The 20,056-nt window shown below is 61.1% G+C and carries 20 protein-coding genes; 11 read left to right on the top strand and 9 right to left on the bottom strand.

Translation table 11 applies throughout. The annotated features are described in order from the left end of the window. Positions 1-5 precede the first annotated feature (5 nt). The 4 genes from HV782_RS28225 (at position 6) to rsd (ending at position 3,794) form a co-directional block, all read left to right on the top strand. On the top strand, positions 6-1,148 hold the full coding sequence (locus tag HV782_RS28225) for a uroporphyrinogen-III C-methyltransferase (RefSeq protein WP_123469772.1): 1,143 nt from the start codon (positions 6-8) through the stop codon (positions 1,146-1,148). Then, positions 1,145-2,383 (top strand): heme biosynthesis protein HemY, encoded by a 1,239-nt coding sequence (locus HV782_RS28220; protein WP_186744037.1) that lies wholly within the window; start codon positions 1,145-1,147, stop codon positions 2,381-2,383. The genes HV782_RS28225 and HV782_RS28220 overlap by 4 nt, the downstream gene beginning before the upstream one ends. Before the next feature lie 217 nt (positions 2,384-2,600). Further along, positions 2,601-3,152, top strand: coding sequence for a disulfide bond formation protein B (locus tag HV782_RS28215; RefSeq protein ID WP_123469768.1), 552 nt, complete (start codon positions 2,601-2,603; stop codon positions 3,150-3,152). Between the two features lie 183 nt (positions 3,153-3,335). Further along, positions 3,336-3,794: a sigma D regulator gene (gene rsd / locus HV782_RS28210; protein WP_186744039.1), complete on the top strand. Its 459-nt coding sequence runs from the start codon at positions 3,336-3,338 to the stop codon at positions 3,792-3,794. A gap of 56 nt (positions 3,795-3,850) precedes the next feature. Here rsd and HV782_RS28205 read toward each other — a convergent pair whose 3' ends face one another. Next, positions 3,851-4,516, bottom strand: coding sequence for an FKBP-type peptidyl-prolyl cis-trans isomerase (locus HV782_RS28205; RefSeq protein ID WP_123469764.1), 666 nt, complete (start codon positions 4,514-4,516; stop codon positions 3,851-3,853). A gap of 192 nt (positions 4,517-4,708) precedes the next feature. Between HV782_RS28205 and HV782_RS28200 the strand changes: the two genes are divergently transcribed. Then, complete coding sequence (locus HV782_RS28200) at positions 4,709-5,842, top strand: AlgP family protein (protein WP_186744041.1); 1,134 nt, start codon at positions 4,709-4,711, stop codon at positions 5,840-5,842. Here HV782_RS28200 and HV782_RS28195 read toward each other — a convergent pair. Further along, positions 5,839-6,294, bottom strand: coding sequence for a TIGR02444 family protein (locus HV782_RS28195; RefSeq protein WP_186744043.1), 456 nt, complete (start codon positions 6,292-6,294; stop codon positions 5,839-5,841). The two genes, HV782_RS28200 and HV782_RS28195, sit on opposite strands and share 4 nt — an antisense overlap. Positions 6,295-6,344: 50 nt before the next feature. On the opposite strand from HV782_RS28195, the gene HV782_RS28190 reads away from it, so the two are divergent. The 3 genes from HV782_RS28190 (at position 6,345) to HV782_RS28180 (ending at position 9,593) form a co-directional block, all read left to right on the top strand. Beyond that, positions 6,345-8,255, top strand: a complete 1,911-nt coding sequence (locus tag HV782_RS28190; RefSeq protein WP_123469758.1) for an ATP-binding cassette domain-containing protein — start codon at positions 6,345-6,347, stop codon at positions 8,253-8,255. Further along, positions 8,255-8,836 (top strand): mechanosensitive ion channel family protein, encoded by a 582-nt coding sequence (locus tag HV782_RS28185; RefSeq protein WP_123469756.1) that lies wholly within the window; start codon positions 8,255-8,257, stop codon positions 8,834-8,836. Before HV782_RS28190 ends, HV782_RS28185 begins: the two co-directional genes overlap by 1 nt. 124 nt (positions 8,837-8,960) lie before the next feature. Continuing rightward, positions 8,961-9,593, top strand: coding sequence for a LysE family transporter (locus HV782_RS28180; RefSeq protein ID WP_123469754.1), 633 nt, complete (start codon positions 8,961-8,963; stop codon positions 9,591-9,593). A 217-nt stretch (positions 9,594-9,810) separates the two neighbouring features. Here the strand turns inward: HV782_RS28180 and HV782_RS28175 are convergent, their stop codons facing one another. From HV782_RS28175 to HV782_RS28155, 5 genes are all read right to left on the bottom strand, one after another. Next, positions 9,811-10,554 carry a penicillin-binding protein activator LpoB gene (locus tag HV782_RS28175; RefSeq protein WP_123469752.1) on the bottom strand — a complete coding sequence of 248 codons (744 nt, stop codon included), beginning with the start codon at positions 10,552-10,554 and terminating at the stop codon, positions 9,811-9,813. Between the two features lie 3 nt (positions 10,555-10,557). Further along, positions 10,558-11,145, bottom strand: coding sequence for a penicillin-binding protein activator LpoB (lpoB, locus tag HV782_RS28170; RefSeq protein WP_123469750.1), 588 nt, complete (start codon positions 11,143-11,145; stop codon positions 10,558-10,560). Positions 11,146-11,181: 36 nt separating this feature from the next. Then, positions 11,182-11,556 carry a YcfL family putative periplasmic lipoprotein gene (locus HV782_RS28165; protein ID WP_186744045.1) on the bottom strand — a complete coding sequence of 125 codons (375 nt, stop codon included), beginning with the start codon at positions 11,554-11,556 and terminating at the stop codon, positions 11,182-11,184. Between the two features lie 15 nt (positions 11,557-11,571). Next, complete coding sequence (locus HV782_RS28160; protein ID WP_123469746.1) at positions 11,572-12,966, bottom strand: COG3014 family protein; 1,395 nt, start codon at positions 12,964-12,966, stop codon at positions 11,572-11,574. Positions 12,967-13,200: 234 nt separating this feature from the next. Next, positions 13,201-14,580: a COG3014 family protein gene (locus HV782_RS28155; RefSeq protein WP_186744047.1), complete on the bottom strand. Its 1,380-nt coding sequence runs from the start codon at positions 14,578-14,580 to the stop codon at positions 13,201-13,203. Between the two features lie 129 nt (positions 14,581-14,709). Here HV782_RS28155 and HV782_RS28150 point away from each other — a divergent pair, with 129 nt between their 5' ends. From HV782_RS28150 to HV782_RS28140, 3 genes are all read left to right on the top strand, one after another. Next, positions 14,710-15,609 carry a LysR family transcriptional regulator gene (locus tag HV782_RS28150; RefSeq protein WP_186744049.1) on the top strand — a complete coding sequence of 300 codons (900 nt, stop codon included), beginning with the start codon at positions 14,710-14,712 and terminating at the stop codon, positions 15,607-15,609. Between the two features lie 84 nt (positions 15,610-15,693). Then, positions 15,694-17,589: an FTR1 family protein gene (locus HV782_RS28145; protein WP_186744051.1), complete on the top strand. Its 1,896-nt coding sequence runs from the start codon at positions 15,694-15,696 to the stop codon at positions 17,587-17,589. 106 nt (positions 17,590-17,695) lie between these two features. After that, positions 17,696-18,151, top strand: coding sequence for a YaiI/YqxD family protein (locus tag HV782_RS28140; RefSeq protein WP_098966204.1), 456 nt, complete (start codon positions 17,696-17,698; stop codon positions 18,149-18,151). Positions 18,152-18,269: 118 nt separating this feature from the next. On the opposite strand, the gene elbB is transcribed toward HV782_RS28140, so the two are convergent. Together elbB and HV782_RS28130 are read right to left on the bottom strand one after the other, a co-directional pair. Next, a complete protein-coding gene (gene elbB / locus HV782_RS28135) occupies positions 18,270-18,938 on the bottom strand; it encodes an isoprenoid biosynthesis glyoxalase ElbB (RefSeq protein ID WP_123469739.1) in 669 nt (222 codons plus the stop codon). A 299-nt stretch (positions 18,939-19,237) separates the two neighbouring features. Next, entirely contained in the window at positions 19,238-19,888 is a 651-nt protein-coding gene (locus tag HV782_RS28130; RefSeq protein ID WP_123469737.1) for a DedA family protein, read from the bottom strand. Positions 19,889-20,056 lie beyond the last annotated feature (168 nt).

The following is a 20,056-nucleotide window of genomic DNA, read 5'->3' as shown; positions in this document are numbered from 1 at the left end:
GATACGTGAGCGAAACAGCCTTGCCTAAAGATGATGTCCAGCCTGTGATCGAGACTCAGGTTGAAACGCCACCGCCGGCCACCGAGCCGCGCCGAGGCAATGGATTGGCGATCGTCGCCTTGTTGCTCGGCGCCGCCGGCGTCGCGATTGGTGGCTGGGGTGTCTGGCAGGTACGTCACCTGCAGACCAACACGCAACAACAGTCGGGCCAGGTGCAGGCGTTGAACGATCAGGCACAGAGCCTGAAACTCAACGAACAGCGCCTGACCGAACGCCTCGCGCAGTTGCCGGGTGCCGATGAACTGGCTGATCGACAGCGTCTGGTGACTCAACTGCAGGGTGATCAACAGCGCCTCAATCAGCGTCTGGAAACGGTCCTTGGCGCCAGTCGCAAGGATTGGCGCCTGGCTGAGGCCGAGCACTTGCTGCGTCTGGCCAGCCTGCGTCTGTCGGCGTTGCAGGACATCAGCAGCGCACAGGCATTGGTCCAGGGCGCCGATGAAATCCTGCGTGAGCAGAACGACCCCGGATCGTTCGCCGCCCGTGAGCAAGTGGCGAAAACCCTCGTCGCCCTGCGAAGCACCGAGCAGCCGGATCGCACCGGATTGTTTCTGCGTATTGGTGCCCTGCGCGATCAGGTCATCAGCCTCACCGAGCTGGCGCCGGAGTACAAGGATCGCGGTGAGTCGCTGCTGGGCCTGACGTCCGATGGTGACGGCGCCAGTCGCTGGGCGCAGTGGTGGGATCAGATCTCGCGCTACATCCGCATTGATTTCAACGCCGACAAGAATGTGAAGCCATTGCTGGCCGGTCAGAGCCTGAGCCAGGTCCGCCTGGCCCTGAGCCTGGCGCTGGAGCAGGCGCAGTGGGCCGCGCTCAATGGTCAGGCGCCGGTTTATACCCAGGCGCTGGCCGAGGCGCGTGACGTGCTCAAGGGCAATTTCAACCCGGACAATCCGCAGAGCAAAGTGATGCTCGAGCAGGTCGCCGAGCTGAGCAAGGCACCGGTCACGGTCGCCACGCCGGATCTGGCCGGCACGTTGAGTGCGGTTCAGGCTTATCTTGAGCGGCGTAACGTCAACGCCGAAGAGTCGGTGAAACCCTTCGCCAAACCTGCTGCCAGCACTGCGCAGGAGGCCACGCCATGAAACGCCTGTATGTGATCGTGTTTCTGGTGATCGCCGCGACGGCGGCGTTGGGGCTGGCGATTGCCGAGCATTCCGGTTACGTGCTGGTCGCCTACAAGAGCTTCCGCTATGAGTCGAGCCTGTGGGCGACTCTTGCGGTGATCGCAGTGTTGTGGCTGGTGATCTGGGGGATCAAGGCACTGGTTGAACTGGTCATGACCTCCAGCGGCGTGGTCAACCCGTGGTCGCGACGCAACCGCAGCCGTCGCGTGCAAGTGGCGATCGAACATGGTCAGCTGGATCTGGCGGAAGGTCGCTGGGCCAGCGCGCAGCGTCATCTTTACCGCGCCGCCGAAGCTGAACGCCAACCGTTGCTGTACTACCTCGGCGCGGCCCGGGCGGCCAACGAGCAAGGCCATTACGAGGAGTGCGATCGCTTGCTGGAGCGGGCGCTCGAACGCCAACCTCAGGCTGAGTTGGCGATTGCCTTGAGCCATGCACAGTTGCAGACCGATCGCGGCGATACCGAGGGCGCCCTGGTGACCCTGCAAGCGATGCACGAACGTCATCCACGCAATGCGCAGACGTTGCGGCAATTGCAGCGTCTGTATCAGCAACGTGGCGAATGGTCGGCGGTGATTCGTCTGTTGCCGGAGCTGCGCAAGGACAAAGTCCTGCCGCCGTCCGAACTGGCTGAGCTGGAGCGCCGCGCCTGGGGCGAAAACCTGTCGCTGGCGGCGCACCGTGAAGAGGACGGCAGCGTGGGCCGGCAGTCGCTGCTGCGGGCCTGGGAACAGCTCACCTCTGCCCAGCGTCAGGAGCCGCCGCTGGTGCTGGCGTACGCCGAGCAGTTGCGTCAGTTGGGGGCTCAGGTCGAAGCTGAAGAAGTCCTGCGCACGGCGCTGAAGCGCAAGTACGACAGCCATCTCGCCCGGCTTTATGGTCTGGTGCGCGGCAGTGATCCTGCGCGCCAGCTGCAAACCGCCGAAGGCTGGCTCAAGGAGCATCCGGGCGACCCGAGCCTGCTGCTGACTCTGGGACGTCTCTGCCTGCAAACCAGTCTTTGGGGCAAGGCCCGGGATTATCTGGAAAGCAGCCTGCGCGTGCAGCGCAATCCGGAAACCTGTGCCGAGCTGGCCCGCCTGCTTGCGCAACTGGGCGATACCGAGCGCAGCAATCAGTTGTTTCAGGAAGGGCTTGGTCTGTTGGATGAGCGCTTGCTGGCCGCTCCGTTGCCGGCTCCGGTGCATGCCTGAAGACACGAGGGAGGCCTCTCCCTCGTTGACCGTTTACGACCGAAATTCAACTTCAGCCAGCGTCCTGGATAAAGTCCTACAGAGGGCTTCATCCTTTCCTCTTGAACCTGTCGGGTTTTCCCTACACCTCTGGTGAACTGTCGTCAGGACCTCGTCTTGAAAGGCTGACACGCTTTCCTCTACCGTTACAGCCTGTCTCCACTGTTACGGAAAAGCCATGTCGTTGGCCTGCTCACGCTCCTTGTTTTTCATGGCTTTCACTGCGGGGGCCTTTGCTCTGGGAGCTTCCTATTATCTTGAATACGCGGTCGGTCTGGCGCCGTGCAGTCTATGTCTGGTGCAGCGGTTGTTTCTTACGCTGCTGTGCGTGTGCTGCGGTCTGGCGGCGGTGCATGGCCCCAGGCGTGTTGGCTTGTGGCTTTACTGGCTGCTGGTGCTGTGCGCGAGTCTGGGCGGCACTACGGCGGCCTGGCGCCAGGTGCTGATACAAAGCGATCCGGTGCTGCAACTGGACAATTGTGCCCCGGCGGCCGAGACGCTGTTCAGTGGATTGTCGTGGATCTGCGCATTGCAACGAATGTTTAACGGCGGCACTGATTGCGCGGAAATTTCCTGGACGCTGTTCGATCTGAGTCTTCCGGAATGGAGTCTGTTGTTCTTTGTCGCGGTGTCGATTCTTGCGGTCTATCAAATGTTACGGCTGGTCTGGGGCGCTCTGCAGCGACCGCTCAGCGGCGAAGCGTCGCACCGGGGGGGGCTGCGGGATTAAACACTTGTATGAACTTTATCTCCTGCGTACCTTGAAGCCATAGGCGTGCGGGCATAATCTGGCCCGCACGTGTCATTGGATTTATGTTGCTCGATGACGCTCTGCCCGGCCGTCCCCCAAGCCAAAACCAAAAGCGGGGCGCGGGTGTAGAGCAGCATGACCCACAAGGGAAGAGAGATTGCCATGCTCGAAAGTTGTCAGAATGCTCAGGAACGTTGGGGTGGAGTTCATCTGCTGATCGACCGCTGGTTGCAGGAGCGTGAGGAGCTGATTGGCGCCTACGACAACCTCGGCGAACAGCCTGAGTCGTTGTCCGAGAGCCGTAAGCCTTTGCAGGAATTCTGCGGCGTGCTGGTTGATTACGTGTCGGCCGGACACTTCGAAATCTATGAACAGCTGACCGGCGAAGCCAAGGCGTTCGGTGATGCGCGTGGCTTGGAACTCGCCGAGACGATCTACCCGCGTATCGACGTCATCACCGAGAAGCTGCTCGCGTTCAATGATCTGTGCGATGCCGGCAAATGCGTTGCCGAGAAATTCAAGGAGCTCGGTGGCCTGCTCCACGAACGCTTTGAACTCGAAGACTGCCTGATTGAAGTGCTGCATACGGCACACAAGGAAGAGGATCCGGTTCAGGCCTGATCCGAACCCTGATCAAAAAAAGGTGCGCCCCAGGCGCACCTTTTTTTATTGCCTGATCAACTGGTCGCGCCGCGTAATTCCACTTCAAACACCAGTGGTGTAAACGGTGCGATCAAGTCGCCGGCGCCATCAGCGCCATAGGCCTGATCCGATGGAATCACCAGTCGCCATTTCGCCCCTACCGGCATGTTCTGCAACGCGGTGCGCCAACCGGCAATCACGCTGTCGAGGTTGAACCATTGCGGTTGAGTGTTCTGATCGAACACGGTGCCGTCCGGCAGTCGACCGACATACAGCACCTGCACTTTTCCATCGGGGCCGGCCTTGGCGCCAGTGCCCGGTGTCAGCTCGGTGAGCAGGATGCCGTCAGCCAGTTCCTTCACACCCGGTTTGGCTTTTTCAGCGGTGAGGAAACGTTGTTCGTTTTCCATCGCGACGTCGCTGGAGTTCTGTGAAGCGTGCTCGGCGTTTTGCGATTCATGATCGGCAAGGATCTGTTCGATGCGCGCTTCGCTCAGCGCCAGCGGCTTGCCTTGATAAGCCTGCTGCAAGCCTTCGACCAGTGCCTGAATCTGCAATTGCGGGACTTCCTGGCGTAGCCGTTCACCGAGGCTGGCACCCAGGCTGTAAGCCAGATCGTGAGCGTCATTCGCGGTGGTTTTTTCGTCAGCGTGGACTGCGGAAAAAACCAGGCAGAGGGATAAAAAAAAGTAGCGCGACATGGGCACTCTCCGTCCTGAGATGCGGTGGATTATGCCAGCGCAAACGACTGCAACGGTGAACTGCTTTTGCCTTTGCGCAGAACATTTTCGCTTCGGTGCAACGCAACGCAAACGATACTGTCAAGATGCCCTAGCGGCGGTAACTGCAGAGGTCTAGTATGAGCCGCACCCACGTCAGCCAGGAGGTAAACCATGTCGGCCACCAAGAAGCCTGTAAATACTCCGTTGCACTTACTCCAACAACTCTCGGGCAGCCTGCTCGAGCATCTGGAAAACGCTTGCTCCCAAGCCTTGGCTGATGCTGAAAAACTGCTCGCCAAACTGGAAAAGCAACGCGGCAAGGCGCAAGAAAAACTGCACAAATCCCGCACCAAATTGCAGGACGCAGCCACTGCCGGTAAAGCCAAGGCACAGAACAAAGCCAAGGCTGCGGTGAAAGAACTGGAAGACCTGCTCGATGCTTTAAAAGAGCGTCAGTCCGACACTCGCAGCTACATTCTGCAACTCAAGCGCGATGCTCAGGAAAGCCTGAAACTGGCCCAGGGTGTGGGTCGCGTCCAGGAGGCAGTGGGTAAAGTGCTGACTTCCCGTGCAGCCAAACCCGCAGCAGCACCGGCGAAGAAAACCGCAGCCAAACCTGCTGCAGCCAAACCTGCTGCAGCTAAACCTGCTGCAACCAAGGCGCCAGCGAAAACGGCTGCTGCCAAACCGGCGGCTAAAGTTGCTGCAAAAGCACCCGTGAAAGCGGCTGCCAAACCTGCTGTGAAAAAACCGGCTGCGGCCAGCGCTGCGAAGCCGGCTGCTAAAACCACCGCTGCAAAACCAGCTGCCGCTAAACCAGCCGCTGCCAAAGCCGCTCCGGCGAAAACCGCCGCTGCCAAACCGGCTGCCAAAACCGCTGCGGCAAAACCGGCTGCCAAGCCTGCCGCCAAAACTGCAGCCGCCCGTCCTGCTGCCAAAGCCGCCGCGAAACCGGCCGCGAAGCCTGCGGCAAAACCCGCGGCAAAACCCGCTGTGAAGGCCGCTGCCAAACCAGCAGCCAAGCCAACTGCTGCAGCCAAACCGGCAGCGACTGCCGCCAAGCCTGCTGCGGCTAAACCTGCTGCCAAGCCGGCCGCAAAACCAGCCGCAAAACCAGCCGCGAAAAAACCAGCTGCCGCCAAACCAGCTGCCGCCAAACCGGCCACGGCTCCAGCGGCCAAGCCTGCCGCACCGGCAACCTCGCCAGCGACCGCTGCGCCGGCCGCTACGGCCTCGACCACCACGACTGCGCCAACGCCGGCCGCTGCGTCGAGCGTCACCAGCAACCCAACCAGCGCTTCCTAAGCGCGGGTGACCGCGTCGCGCAGCACTTGCAGCGCGTCGCGGTTCGGGCTGGCGCCCATCAGGCTTTCCAGCCACTCATTCGACGCTGATAGTGCCTGCGGCCAGTTCTGAGTCACCTGCTCCAGCTGCCACAACAGATGCCGTTCGGCCTCCAGTTCCAGCGCCTTCATCTGTTCGCGCAACCCCTTGAGCACCGGATCTTCCGCCGCCAGGGTTTTCCATTGCATGCGCAATGCCCGCAGCGGTTGCACCACCTCGATATCCCAGGGACCCACCAGCATTTGCAGTTGCTGCACGCGTTGTTCGTTGCAGGCAATTGCGCGTTGTTCCAGCCACAAACCGCACAGCAGCAGGCAGACATTGGCCCCCGTCGATTGCAATTGCAGGCAAGCGTCTTCCACACCCGGGCGGGCGTAGGTGGCAAGGGAAAAGCTCCACAGGTCAGAGGACATCGTGCTACTCGCGCCAGTTGTGAGCGAAGCTGGTAGACTCCGCCGCCATTATGATCCGACTTCAGAACCTGACTTTACAGCGTGGCCCGCAACGTCTGCTAGAAGACGCCGAGCTGACCCTGCACGCCGGCCACAAAGCCGGCCTCATCGGTGCCAACGGCGCCGGCAAATCCAGCCTGTTCGCCTTGTTGCGCGGCGAGTTGCATCCGGACTCGGGCGATTGCCTGCTGCCGGCCGACTGGCGGATCGCGCACATGCGCCAGGAGGTCGACACTCTCGAGCGTCTGGCGGTCGACTATGTGCTCGATGGCGACCTGCGTCTACGCGAAGTGCAGCGTGACCTTGCCGTGGCCGAAGAGGCCCACGACGGCACCGCTCTGGCGCGTCTGCACGCCGAACTCGACAGCGCCGACGGTTATACCGCTGACGCACGCGCTCGCAAGTTGCTGGCCGGGCTCGGCTTCACCAACGAGCAGATGGATCGCCAGGTCGGCGATTTCTCCGGTGGCTGGCGGATGCGTCTGAACCTGGCGCAGGCGCTGATGTGCCCGTCGGACCTGTTACTGCTCGACGAACCGACCAACCACCTGGACCTCGACGCGATCATCTGGCTCGAAGAGTGGCTGAAAAGCTACCCGGGCACCTTGTTGCTGATTTCCCACGACCGTGACTTCCTCGACGAAGTGGTCGATCACGTGGCTCACGTCGATCAACGCAAACTGACCTTGTATCGTGGCGGCTACACCGCGTTCGAACGTGCGCGTGCCGAGCGTCTGGCCCAGCAGCAACAGGCCTACGAGAAGCAGCAGGCGCAACGTGCGCACATGGAAAGCTACATCGCCCGCTTCAAGGCCCAGGCCACCAAGGCCCGTCAGGCGCAGAGCCGGATCAAGGCACTGGAGCGCATGGAAGAACTGTCGGCGGCCCATGTCGATTCGCCGTTCGATTTCGTCTTCCGCGAGTCGACCAAGATCTCCAGCCCGCTGATCGACCTGTCCGATGCGCGTCTGGGTTATGGCGACAAAACCATCCTCGAGAAGGTCAAGCTGCAACTGACCCCGGGGGCGCGGATCGGCCTGCTCGGGCCGAACGGCGCGGGTAAATCGACTCTGATCAAGAATCTTGCCGGTGAGCTCGAGCCGCTGGCCGGGCGCCTGACCCGTGGCGAAAACACCGTGGTCGGCTACTTTGCCCAGCATCAGCTCGACTCGCTCGACGCCAAGGCCAGCCCGCTGCTGCACCTGCAGCGTCTGGCGCCGACCGAGCGCGAGCAGACCCTGCGCGACTTCCTCGGCGGTTTCGACTTCCGTGGCGCGCGCATCGACGAACCCGTACTGAATTTCTCCGGTGGCGAAAAGGCGCGTCTGGCCCTGGCGTTGATCGCCTGGGAGCGACCGAACCTGTTGCTGCTCGACGAACCGACCAACCACCTGGACCTGGAAATGCGCCTGGCGCTGACCATGGCACTGCAGGAATTCAGCGGCGCGGTGCTGGTGGTGTCTCACGATCGTCACTTGCTCAAGAGCACCACAGATAATTTCTACCTGGTCGCTGACGGCAAGGTCGAAGAGTTCGATGGTGACCTCGAAGATTATGCCCGCTGGCTGGTGGAATACCGTCAGCGCAACGCGCCGGTCAGCAACACCCCGGTCAACCCGGACAAGACCGACAAGAAGGCTCAGCGTCAGGCCGCGGCGGCGTTGCGTCAGCAACTGGCACCGCACAAGCGTGAAGCCGACAAGCTCGAAGCCGAGCTGGGCAAGCTTCACGAGAAACTCGCCAAGGTCGACGCCAGCCTCGGCGACAGCGACATCTACGAGCCGGCGCGCAAGAACGAATTGCGTGATCTGCTGGCCGAACAAGCCAAGCTGAAAGTGCGCGAAGCCGAGCTGGAAGAAGCCTGGATGGAAGCGCTCGAGACGCTGGAAAGCATGCAGGCGGAGCTGGAGGCGCTGTCCTGATGGAAGCGTTCAAACTGCCGCTGCCGGCGGAGTGGGTCGAGCCGGTCTGGTTTGGCGTGCAGATTCTGCTGATCCTGCTGGCCGGTTATCTGGCCCAGCGCTTCGTCGCCAAAGGCCTGACCCGACTGGGTGAGCGCTATCCGTTCCCGCCGCAGTTGCTGATGCCGCTGCGTGGCGCGCTGCGCTGGTTGATCATGGGCAGCGCGCTGATCTTCGTGCTGGAACGCCTCGGGGTGTCGGCCACCGTGTTGTGGACGGCCCTGTCGGGTTTCGTCGCGGTGGCGGCGGTGGCGTTCTTCGCGATGTGGAGTGTGCTGTCGAACCTGCTGTGCGCGATCCTGATCTTCACCGTCGGGCCGTTTCGCCTGGGCGATGTGGTCGAGCTGGTCGATACCACTGACAAACCAGGCGTCAAAGGCCGGGTGGTGGCGATCAATCTGCTTTACACCACGTTGATCGAGGCTGAAGAACTGGGCACCGGTAGTGCGATGGTGCAGGTGCCGAACAGCCTGTTCTTCCAGCGTTCGGTGCGGCGCTGGCGCGGCAGCGATGTGTTTCCTTCCAGCGGTTTCGAAAAATAGATTCCCCGGACATCTGATCTGAAGCCTTTGCGGGCAAGCCCGCTCCCACCGTAAAAATCGGTAGTCATCCGCCCCAAACCGCATTAGCTTTGACGTTTGTCACGAGCATGAGTCGAGGTGTGCGATGGAGCTACAAACATGGCTGGCGTTTTTCGCCGCCTGCTGGGTGATCAGCCTTTCCCCGGGTGCGGGCGCCATTGCGTCGATGTCCAGCGGTTTGCAATACGGTTTCTGGCGCGGCTACTGGAACGCCCTCGGCCTGCAAATCGGCCTGGCTGTGCAGATTGCGATTGTCGGCGCCGGTGTCGGTGCGATCCTCACTGCTTCGGCCACCGCGTTCCATGCGATCAAATGGTTCGGTGTGGCGTATCTGGTTTATCTGGCTATCAAGCAATGGCGTGCGCTGCCCATGGACATGAGCGATGACGCGGCGGTACGGCCGATCGGCCGGCCACTGGCGTTGGTGTTCCGCGGCTTTCTGGTGAACATCAGCAACCCCAAGGCCCTGGTGTTCATGCTGGCGGTGCTGCCGCAGTTCATCAATCCCCATGCGCCGTTGCTGATTCAGTATGTGGTGATTGGTGTGACGATGATCTTTGTCGACCTGATTGTCATGGCCGGTTACACCGGGCTGGCGTCGAAGGTGCTGCGCCTGTTGCGTACACCGCAGCAGCAGAAGCGCATGAACCGCACGTTTGCCGGGCTGTTCATCGGTGCAGCGGCGTTTATGGCAACGTTGCGCAAAGCGGCGGCGTAAACCTTCCAGGCAGAAAAAAGGCGACCTCGTGAGGTCGCCTTTTTCATTTCTACCGAGACATCGGGGCAAGCGAGCTTTTGTGGCGAGGGGATTTATCCCCGTTGGACTGCGCAGCAGTCCCCATCTTCTTGAATCAAGAGCGAGGGCCGCTTCGCGACCCAACGGGGATAAATCCCCTCGCCACAGAGCTCCTCGCCACAAAGGCCTCAGATCCGGCTCAGTGCAAAATCACCGGCGCGGTATCACGCGGCAGATTGTTGCGCTGTGGTGCTTCGCGCGGCTGCTCGTAGCCACCACCACCGAGCTGCATGCTCAGTTGCCCGGCCACGTCTTCCCCCAGCGCTTTCGACACCTCACGCACCACCCGAGGACGGTTCAGCGAGATCTTGATGTCGCGGCCGTTCACCAGTTTGGTGTCCTGCGCTTCACCCATCGCCGTGAAGGCCGAGGTGATCTCGTAGGTCTTGGTGTTGATCAGGCTGAAATCCGCCACCAGCGTCAGGCCCAGCACCGCCGAATAGCTGTCGGTGTGCGCCAGCTCGTTCATGTCCTGGGTGAAGTCGATGTCCGATACGGTGCCGAACAGCACATAGTCGGCACCCTTGAAGTTGCCGGCCTTGATGCGCTTGATCACGTCGTAAATGTCACCCTTGGACGACGCGGTGTACGGCGTGCCCTGCACCAGCTGGAACATGCCGGTGCGCAGGATTTCACCCTTGATGTCGCCGGTGAATTTACGCAGTTCACCCTGTTCGATGTAGCTGGTGGTCGCTTCCAGCTCGTTGTAGTTCGAAGAACCACTGGAGCTGTAATAACCCTCGCGGTAATTGCTCTGCGCTGAAACGATGTGGATGTATTGCTCCACGCGCTCCTGATACGCCAGATCCGTCACCGCGACTTTCGGGGCCGCTTGCACGCTGAACGCGCAAGCCAGGGCCATCATGCCAATCCATGTGCGCATTGATTAACGCTCCGTGGTTTTGCGGATCTCTTTTTCGTCCATCCACTCGGCCAGACCGCTTTCGACGTCGATCAGTTGCAGGCTGAATTTGTAGAAGACGTCCTTGTAGTCGCTGCTGCGCTTGACGATCGAGCTGATCGAGCCTTCGATGCGGTACTTGGCGGCAACCATGTTGCCAGTCTTGGCCACGGTGCTTTTCTTGTACAGGCCGCTCTGGTTTTGCAGCTTGAGCTGGTCAACCTGGCTCTGCATGGCGTTGTTGTCGCTGGCGAAACGGGCCACGCCGGTTTTCATCAACTGGGTCTTGATGCTGGTGGTGATCTCACGCGTGTCGATGTACTCGCTGGTCTTGTTCTTCACGTCGTAGACCTGAACCACCGGGCGACCCTGCAGGATGCCGGACTGGGCCAGGGAACGGGTCATCGACTCGGCAATCATTTGCAGGTCGGTCGAACCGAATTCGTTGGTCACGGTTTCAACCGCTTTGGTGTCGCCGTAGCTGATGTTCTTGCTGCCCAGGGTCGGCGAAGTGTTGGCGCAACCGGAGGCCAGCAGGGCGAGGACGGCGATGCAGGAAAAGCGTGCAAACATGGGAATGCTCTCTCAAACAGAAATAGGGTGGCGGACTTAAGGCGTCTTGAGTTCCAGACGGAAATCCACGGCTTTCGGCGTCGGCGCGATGCCCTGGATGAAGCTGGTCTGGGCGCCGTACATCATCTGGCTTTTCCAGACTTCTTCCTCGGCGATCGGGAAGCCTTCCGCGCCAAGCCAGGCGAAGCGGTAGTAGAAAATCTTGTTGCTGTTGAGCGTGTTGCTCAACTGCACATTGACCGTCATGAAGCCGTTTTCGCGGGCGACGCGCATGGCGCCGACGACGATGTGTTTCTGCGGCCCCATGGCCACGACTTTGCTCGCGGCGCTGCCCGGCTCCGGTGGTGGCGGGGTGGCGCAGCCGCTGGCCAGGACGGCGAGGGCGGCAACGGCGATGAGTTTGAAGCGCATGCAAAGACTCCGTTCTTAAGGTTGTTTGAGGCTGGCGACGTTGGTCGCGCCGGCGCTCGGGATCACGTGGGCGGCGATGCCACCGGCGAATACTTGATTGCCCACGGCGCGCAGGCTGATCACCTGATAACGCTGGTCGACGGTGACCTTGACCACCGAACCGCCCACGGCGCTCGGCAGGCTGACCTGGTGCTCGCCTTTCTTCAAGCGCAGACGCACCACCTGGGTGTTGTCCGGCAGGGTGCGCCACGTACGGGTATCGGCACCTTCCAGCACAGCTGAAGAGATACCCACGGCCAGACCCGCGAGCGGGTTGGTTTCGTTGATCTTCTTCTGCGCCACACCTTTGGTGATTGCGCGCACGGTGGTGCGCACGATGATCCCCGGCATGTCATCGCGCAGGGCGCGGCGGGACATGGCGGTGGTGCTGTTGAGGGCGGTCAGGTTGACTTGCTGGCCATCGACGCCGATCTGCGCGAACGGCGCAGTGGAGGTGTCAGGCTTGATGATCGGGAACGACAGCGGAGTGATCACCACGTTGTTGGAAATCGGCAATGGCAGCGGCACGCGGATCGAGTCGCGCGACGGCGCCAGGCCGCTTTGCACCACGATCAGGATGTCGCTGTCGTCAGACTTGGACGGCTTGTCGAGGTTGACCAGTGCCTGTTCCAGCAACGGTGTGTTCGGCCGCAGTTCGGCCGCTTTGCGATAGCCCGGTGCAGCCAGATCCTTTTCACCCAGGGCTTCGTAGACGAAACCGGCCAGGTAATGGCTGAACGCACTCTGGTAGCTGTTTTTCAGGCTGACCACTTCCGGCGCATCGAGGCTGGCGACCGGGTAACCCTGCAGATCCTTGTACTGGGTCTTGATCCCTTCTTTCTCGGCCTCTTCTTCGCTTTTCAGGTATTCCTTGTCGCGCAGGTCGGCGATCACCGCTTCACGTTCGTGGGTCTTCTTGATCGCGGTGCGGGCGCCGTCGAAGTCATTGACCGCCAGCAGGTTGAGGGCCATCTGCGTGGTCAGCATGACTTTTTCGTAGTCGTAGCCCTCGTAGCGACGCACTTTGTCGTTGACGATGAAGCTGCCGAACTGGGCCAGGTATTTGGCGCTGTCGAGCTTGACCGCATCTTCCCACTGCCCGACCACCTGATCGGCGCTGGTCCAGGCGTTCTGGCTGCCGGACAGGTCGCCTTTGGCGCGCAGCAATTCACCTTTCTCGAAGTAATAGAGCAGGTCCTTGTCGGGGCCGGTGTTGTTCTTTTCCAGCAGGGTCAGGGCGGCATCGACGTTGCCGCTGGCCAGTTGCTGGTTGGTCTGGGCCAGTTCCGAGTCGTAGTTGCGAAACGCTGAACAGCCGGATAGCAGGGTGATGGCGCTGAGCGCGATCAGAGTGGGGGCGCGGAATGCCATGGGGGTACTTCTTCCCTGGAGTAAATGCAGCCGCGAATGCTGGTCGGGCTGAGGTGACCCATCGACAGTGGCGCTGGCCTCCTGCCAATTCCTCATAACAAGAGGAGCTTTAATGCCTGATTGCAATAACGAAGGCGCGGCATTATAGGCGGGCGGTGCTGGCTATGTAATAGCTTTTTAATCGCACTTGTTAGTTTGGTGCCATCATTCTAAGCATTATCAATCGTCCTGCGTTCATGGCGTTTCAGGCAGGACCAGTGCGGAACCCACGAAATAGTTTTTGCCCATGAATACCCGCAGATTGAACACTTGATGGTTCTGGTCGACGCGTACCGTGAACCCGTCTTCTGCACGAAAATACGGAAAGCGCACGCGGTGCAGGCCTTTTTTCAGGCGTAGACGGGCGACCAGGGTTTTATCCGGCAGTGTGCGCCAGGTTCGTGTGTCAGCTTCCTCGAAAGGATCGTGATCGGTCACCACCAGCGAAGCCTTGGCCGGATCGCGTTCGTTCTTTTGCGCCTGGCTGATGGCGGCCATGTTGGCGCGGAACATGGCGCGGGAAATGATCGCCGGCATGTCATCGCGCAAGGTGCGCATGGCCATGTCCGTGACGCTGTTGATCATCGTCAGCGGGTATTGTTTACCGTCGACGAGCACGCTTGGAACCGGAGGTGTGAGCGTGTCGGGCACCATCACCGGGAACGAAATCGGGGCGACAATCGTCAGGTTTTCGTTCAGGCGCACCGGGATCGGCACTTGCACCGAACTGCGTGCCGGGGCGAAGCCGGCCTGGACCACGATTAGAATCTCGCTTTCATCGGCTGCCGGCCCGGGTTTGTCCAGATTGCGCAGAGCGTTTTCGAGAAACCGCAGGCCCGGGCGCAATTCGATCGCTTGTCGATAGCCGGGTGCCGCGAGCGTACGCTCGCCCAAGGCTTCATAGGTGAAGCCGGCCAGATAATGACTGAACGCACTCTGGTAGCCATTCTTCAGCGCGATGACTTGCGGAGCGTCGAGGATGGTCACCGGATAGCCTTGCAAGTCTTTGTAATGCAGCGTGATCCCTTGGCTTTTGGCTTGCTCTTCAGCTTCTTCGTATTGCCTTTCGCGCTGGCGGGCGATCAGGGTTTCGCGCTCGTGGGTTTTCTTGATGTCGGCCCGGGCACCGTCGAAATCGTTTTCCGCCAGTTGGTTGAGCGCCATCTCGGTGGTCAGCATGACTTTTTCGTAGTCGTAGCCCTCGTAGCGCAGCAGCTTGTCGTTGACCAGCATCGTGCCCATTTCGTTGCCGAAGCGGGTCAGCAGTTTGATTGGGGCTGAGGGGGTGGTCTCTTCACGCTGGAAAATCATCCGGTCGGCACTGCGCCAGGCTTCCTGGCTTTTTGGCAGGTTGGTGCCGGCGCTGAGAATCGCGCCGCGTTCCAGGTAATACAGCAGATCCTTGTCTTCCCAAGGATTGTGCAGCTCCATCAGGTAGAGCGCTTCGTTCAGATTGCCCTGCGCCATCTGGTCGATAGTCTGCTGCATTTCCTGATCGTAATTGCGATAAGCGGCGCAACCGCTCAGTTGCACGATGAGGCTGAGCAGCAGGCAGAACGGCAGACAATGGCGCATGGAGACGGGTTCTTCCTTGAACGGCAAAAGCACGGGGATGACGCATTATAGGGGCGCTTTGCTGCTGCCGGGTGGGTAAGCATTACGCTAGGCTTGCGCGCTCAGCGATCAACAAGTCGGGGACTCTCGATGAATCAACTGCAAGCCATGCGCGCCTTTTGTTGCATTGTCGAGTGTCGCGGATTCAGCGCCGCTGCCGAGCGACTCGACACCACCCACTCGACCATCTCCCGGCAGTTGCAGCAACTGGAAAGCGAACTCGGCACGCGCCTGATCAACCGCAATACCCGCCGTTTCAGCCTGACCACGGCGGGGCAGCAGTATTACGCGGCGTGCGTGGACATTCTCGAACGTCTTGATCAGGCTGCGCTGGCAGCGGGGCAGTCTCACGAAAGCCCCACCGGTGTGCTGCGCATCAGCGCGCCGATGGTCATCGGTACGCTGGAGCTGGCGCACTGGTTGCCGGTGTTTCAACAGCGCTATCCCGAGATCGAGGTGGACCTGTCCTGCGATGACCGCTTCGTCGACCTGATCGCCGAGGGCTTCGACGTGGCGTTACGCATCTGCGGGCCATTGGCCGACTCGTCATTGGTGGCGCGCCTGCTGACCGTTTCGGACATGTTGCTGGTGGCGTCACCGGGCTACGTCGCCCGTCATGGCCTGGTCCGTCAGGTGCGCGAGCTGACCGGACATCAGTTACTGGCGTTTGCCGGCGGCAGCGACTGGCTGCTGACCGATGCGCGTGGGGGCACCAGCAGCGTGCGCGCGCAAGGCCGGTTCAAGGCCGACTCGATCAGCTCGTTGCACGCTGCGGCGCTGGCCGGTGTCGGCATTGCCGCGTTCACCCGGGCTACGGTGCTGGATGACCTGCTGGCGGGGCGGCTGGTGCAGATCCTGCCCAATTGCAGCCTCGGTCAGCGCCACTATTACGCGCTCTATCCCCATGCCCGACACGTGGCGCTCAAGGTGCGGGTGTTTGTCGAATTCATGCTCGAACACTACCGAAACGCGTCGATGCCAGTGCGCTGAAGCGGTTCTCCGTCGACAAAGCTTGAGTGAAAGGCGTTCGAAGTGAACAATATGTAACTTCGCATTTCCATTTGAGAATTCTTCATGACTGCCGCGTCCCGTTTCCTGGCCTGGCTGGCGTTTCCGTTGCTTGCCTTGAGCAGCTTCAATCTGCTCGCCGATACCGTGGAAGGCGCCCCGCAGGCGCTGCACTTGCTCGATTACATCAGTGCGGACTACCCGCCGACGGTGGCGGCGGGCAAGGTTGTCGACGACGGCGAATACCGCGAACAACTGGAATTCACCCAGATGCTGCAAGGCCTGATCGCCGGCATGCCGGTCAAGCCGGAGAAGGCGGCGCTGGAGCAAGGCGTCGCGGCTCTGCACGCCGCTATCAGCGCCAAACAGGACGGCGCCGAAGTCGCCCGTCAGGCCCGGCAACTGGGGGCACAACTGGCGGTGGCGTATGAAGTCAGCCAGGCACCGATCATTACGCCGGATCCGATCCGCGGCGCGCCGCTCTACGCGCAAAACTGCTCGGTTTGCCACGGTGAAACCGGGGCCGGCGACGGCCCGGCGAGTCTCGGCATGTCGCCGGCACCGGCCAATCTGCGCGATGCCGCACGGATGGATCACCTGAGCCTGTACGCGATCTACAGCACCCTCGGTCAGGGCGTCGAAGGCACCGACATGCCGGCCTTCGCCGATCAACTGGATGACCGTCAGCGCTGGGACCTGGCGACCTACATCGCCGGCTTCAGTGCCGACCCGGCAGCGGCCAAATCCGACAAGACCTACAACATCGCCGATCTGGCCCGCCAGACCCCGGCCGAAGTACAGGCCGCCGAAGGTGCGCAAACCGCCGCAACCTTCCGCGCCCAGCGCGCGCAGCCGCCGCAGGTCAAGCGTGGCCCGGCGCAGTTGCTCGACTACACCGCTGCGACTCTGGACAAGAGTCTCGCGGCGTATCGTGCCGGCGACCACGATCAGGCGTATGACCTGTCGGTGGCGGCCTATCTGGAAGGTTTCGAGCTGGTCGAAAGCTCGCTGGATAACGTCGACGCCACTGTGCGCAAAGACACCGAAAAATCCCTGATGGCGTATCGGCAGTCGTTGCAGGACGGTTTACCGGTCGAGCAGGCCGAACAGCGTCTGGATGCCGCCAAGGCCAGGCTCAAGGAGTCCGCCGGGTTACTCGGCAGCGATGGCTTGAGCTGGTCGCTGAGCTTCATTTCCGGCCTGTTGATTCTGCTGCGCGAAGGTCTGGAAGCGATTCTGGTACTGGCGGCGATCCTCGCGTTTCTGCGTAACACCGGCCAGCAGTCGGCGGTGCGCAGCGTCAACATCGGTTGGGGCCTGGCGCTGTTGGCCGGTCTCGGCACCTGGGCGCTGGCCGCGTACGTGATTGATGTCAGCGGCTCGCAGCGTGAGTTGCTCGAGGGCGCGACGGCACTGTTCGCCAGTGTCATGGTGTTGTGGCTCGGCGTGTGGATGCATGACCGTCGCCACGCCGCAGCTTGGCAGGATTACATCAAGCAGAGTCTGGTGGGCGGCGGCGGGCGTTTCGGCTTCGCAATCCTCGCGTTCTTCTCGGTGTACCGCGAATTGTTCGAAGTGATCCTGTTCTACGAAACCCTGTGGTTGCAGGCAGGCCCCGCCGGGCATGACGCAGTGCTGGCCGGTGGTGCCACCGCGCTGGTGCTGCTGGTCGGTCTGGCCTGGGTGATCCTGCGCGGCTCGGCGAAACTGCCGCTGACGCTGTTCTTCAGCATTAACGCCGGTCTGCTCTGCGCGTTGTCGGTGGTGTTCGCCGGGCATGGCGTGAAGGCGTTGCAGGAAGCCGGGATCTTCGGCACGCGTCCGGTGGCGTTCTTCGACTTCGACTGGCTGGGCATTCATGCCGATGCCTATTCGCTGACGGCGCAGGCGCTGGCGATTCTGGCGATTGCCGTGTTGTATGGGCGGAGCCGGATGTCCGAGAAGAAGCGGATGACTGCTTAAGAGCATTCGCTGCGCTCATATTCGCGGGCAAGCCCGCTCCCAGAGGTTAGCGTTAACCTTGGGGGAGCGTGGCTTGCCCGCGATGCTTTTAAAAGAGGAAAAAAACATGCGTGTATGGATTGATGCCGACGCCTGCCCTCGGGCCGCCAAGGATCTGGTGGTGAAGTTCGCCCTCAAGCGCCAGTTCGAAGTGGTGCTGGTGGCCGGGCAACCGCAGACCAAACCGGGGCTGGCGATCGTCAAATTGATCGTGGTGCCGAGTGGCCCGGATGCGGCGGACGATTATCTGGTCGAGCACGCGGTGCCCGGTGAACTGGTGATCTGCAGCGATATTCCGCTGGCCGATCGTCTGGTGAAGAAGGGGGTGGCGGCGCTGGACCCGCGGGGCAAGGAGTTCGATGCGCAGAACATGGGCGAGCGGCTGGCGGTGCGCAACCTGTTCACCGACCTGCGCGAGCAGGGCCAGATCAGCGGCGGCCCGGCACCATTCGGCGAGCGCGAGAAGCAGGCGTTTGCCAATGCGCTGGACCGTATCCTCACGCGCCTGACCCGCAAGCCTTAAGCCCTGCACAAATCCCCTTGTAGGAGTGAGCCTGCTCGCGATAACGGTCGGTCATTCAACAGATATGTTGCCTGATACACCGCCATCGCGAGCAGGCTCACTCCGGCATCAGAACGCGTCAGGCATCATTTTCGTGGGTCAGTTCGAGGACGCGGTCGACCAGTTTATTGATCCCCGCAGCCGCTTCACTGATGTTCTGGGCCAGCATGTAAGCCGGGGTCGTCACCAGTTTGCGCGCCTTGTCTTCGATGATTTCCGTCACCGCGCAGTCTTCGTGGGTGGCGCCCATCTTGTTCATCGCGGTCGCCGTGTCGGCGTCGTTGCCGATCGTGCAGGTCACGCCCGGGCCGTAGATCTTCGCCGCCAGCGCTGGCGAGATGCACATCAGACCAACCGGTTTGCCCGCCTCGGCAAACGCCTCGGCCAGTTCCAGCACTTGCGGCTGGACGCTGCAGCCGGCGCCTTCGACGGCGAAGTTCGAGAGGTTTTTCGCCGCGCCGAAACCGCCAGGCACGATCAGCGCGTCGAAGTCATCGACGTCGGCTTCGCGGATGTCCTTGATGTTGCCCCGGGCGATCCGTGCCGACTCCACCAGGACGTTGCGCGTTTCGGGCATTTCTTCGCCGGTCAGGTGATTGATCACATGCAATTGCGCGATGTTCGGGGCGAAGCACTGCACTTGCGCGCCGCGTTGATCCAGGCGTAGCAGGGTGATGACGCTTTCATGGATCTCGGCGCCGTCGTATACGCCACTGCCGGACAGGATCACTGCAACTTTTTTGCTCATGGGGTTCTCTCCAGATTCATGGCGCTCAATGTCCACTAATTTGCCGTGCGTTGCCATAGGCTCAAGTGCGGCAGCACCTGCATGGAACGCTTACTACATGGATCGCAACAACGCCGGGGTGTTCATTATTCGGGATGGTCTGTTGCGTAAGGAGCGGCTGATTCTGGGCGTGAGAACGCCGCTGGCGAACGGCAATCCGTTACAGCAGGTGGGATGAGTGACATTCCCGACTGAAAGAGTCGTTCAGTCCGGTTGTAGCCTGTTCAGTGGTGTCGGGCTGTATGCTTGCCGCCAGTGAGTCACTCGGTTGGCGGCTTGGGTTCGGCAGCGTTGGCCTGCTCGGCCTGATGCAACTGCGCAGCTTTTGCGGCTTGCTCGTCGGCATAAACCTGCCTGGCCAGCCGCGCATTCTTGAAGCGGCGGCGCAGCCACAGGCCGACGCCCAGCAACAAGAGCGCACCCAGCACCCACAGTTCATATTTCTTGATGCTGCCGAGCATACCTTCCAGCACCGCGCCGAAGTGGTAAGCCGCCGCAGCCAGCGCGGTGGCCCAGATCGCCGCGCCAATGCCGTTGAGTAGCAGATAACGTCCCGGCGGATAACCCGACAGACCGATCGCCACCGGCATTACCGTGCGCAAGCCATACACGAAGCGGAAGCTCAGGACCCAGATGTCCGGGTGCTTGCGAATGTGCTCCAGCGCGCGGTCGCCCATCATCTGCCAGCGCGGTTTGCGCGCGAGCAATTTGCGCCCGTGCTTGCGCCCCAGGAAGTACCACAGCTGATCGCCGGCATAGCTGCCGAAGAACGCCACGACGACCACCAGGTTGATGTCCATGTATCCACGGAACGCGAGGAAGCCCGCGAGCACCAGGATGGTTTCGCCTTCGAAGAACGTGCCGAGGAACAAGGCAAAGTAGCCGAAGTCATGCAGAAATTGTTGGAGCATTGTCTGGGTGCTGGCGAAATGAACGCGCAGCCTAACCCTTCGTACACATTCAGGAAAGTGTCCAAATGTGTCTCGACGTGAACAATTCCTACACTGACAATGGAATGCGGCTACATGTCACGGGGCACGCACAACTGTAATCTGTTCGTCATAATGGCCGTCTATAAC

Source organism: Pseudomonas monsensis (genome assembly GCF_014268495.2).
GTDB lineage: Bacteria > Pseudomonadota > Gammaproteobacteria > Pseudomonadales > Pseudomonadaceae > Aquipseudomonas > Aquipseudomonas monsensis.
The sequence above is the reverse complement of the archived record's forward strand: the minus strand, read 5'-3'. Positions and strand labels throughout refer to the sequence as shown.

What these genes read in the sequence shown, in the direction of transcription:
- HV782_RS28220 (WP_186744037.1), top strand. Translation starts at nt 1,145, where the DNA reads ATGAAACGCCTGTATGTGATCGTGTTTCTGGTGATCGCCGCGACGGCG.
- HV782_RS28215 (WP_123469768.1), top strand. Translation starts at nt 2,601, where the DNA reads ATGTCGTTGGCCTGCTCACGCTCCTTGTTTTTCATGGCTTTCACTGCG.
- rsd (WP_186744039.1), top strand. Translation starts at nt 3,336, where the DNA reads ATGCTCGAAAGTTGTCAGAATGCTCAGGAACGTTGGGGTGGAGTTCAT.
- HV782_RS28205 (WP_123469764.1), bottom strand. Translation starts at nt 4,516, where the DNA reads ATGTCGCGCTACTTTTTTTTATCCCTCTGCCTGGTTTTTTCCGCAGTC.
- HV782_RS28200 (WP_186744041.1), top strand. Translation starts at nt 4,709, where the DNA reads ATGTCGGCCACCAAGAAGCCTGTAAATACTCCGTTGCACTTACTCCAA.
- HV782_RS28195 (WP_186744043.1), bottom strand. Translation starts at nt 6,294, where the DNA reads ATGTCCTCTGACCTGTGGAGCTTTTCCCTTGCCACCTACGCCCGCCCG.
- HV782_RS28190 (WP_123469758.1), top strand. Translation starts at nt 6,345, where the DNA reads ATGATCCGACTTCAGAACCTGACTTTACAGCGTGGCCCGCAACGTCTG.
- HV782_RS28185 (WP_123469756.1), top strand. Translation starts at nt 8,255, where the DNA reads ATGGAAGCGTTCAAACTGCCGCTGCCGGCGGAGTGGGTCGAGCCGGTC.
- HV782_RS28180 (WP_123469754.1), top strand. Translation starts at nt 8,961, where the DNA reads ATGGAGCTACAAACATGGCTGGCGTTTTTCGCCGCCTGCTGGGTGATC.
- HV782_RS28175 (WP_123469752.1), bottom strand. Translation starts at nt 10,554, where the DNA reads ATGCGCACATGGATTGGCATGATGGCCCTGGCTTGCGCGTTCAGCGTG.
- lpoB (WP_123469750.1), bottom strand. Translation starts at nt 11,145, where the DNA reads ATGTTTGCACGCTTTTCCTGCATCGCCGTCCTCGCCCTGCTGGCCTCC.
- HV782_RS28165 (WP_186744045.1), bottom strand. Translation starts at nt 11,556, where the DNA reads ATGCGCTTCAAACTCATCGCCGTTGCCGCCCTCGCCGTCCTGGCCAGC.
- HV782_RS28160 (WP_123469746.1), bottom strand. Translation starts at nt 12,966, where the DNA reads ATGGCATTCCGCGCCCCCACTCTGATCGCGCTCAGCGCCATCACCCTG.
- HV782_RS28155 (WP_186744047.1), bottom strand. Translation starts at nt 14,580, where the DNA reads ATGCGCCATTGTCTGCCGTTCTGCCTGCTGCTCAGCCTCATCGTGCAA.
- HV782_RS28150 (WP_186744049.1), top strand. Translation starts at nt 14,710, where the DNA reads ATGAATCAACTGCAAGCCATGCGCGCCTTTTGTTGCATTGTCGAGTGT.
- HV782_RS28145 (WP_186744051.1), top strand. Translation starts at nt 15,694, where the DNA reads ATGACTGCCGCGTCCCGTTTCCTGGCCTGGCTGGCGTTTCCGTTGCTT.
- HV782_RS28140 (WP_098966204.1), top strand. Translation starts at nt 17,696, where the DNA reads ATGCGTGTATGGATTGATGCCGACGCCTGCCCTCGGGCCGCCAAGGAT.
- elbB (WP_123469739.1), bottom strand. Translation starts at nt 18,938, where the DNA reads ATGAGCAAAAAAGTTGCAGTGATCCTGTCCGGCAGTGGCGTATACGAC.
- HV782_RS28130 (WP_123469737.1), bottom strand. Translation starts at nt 19,888, where the DNA reads ATGCTCCAACAATTTCTGCATGACTTCGGCTACTTTGCCTTGTTCCTC.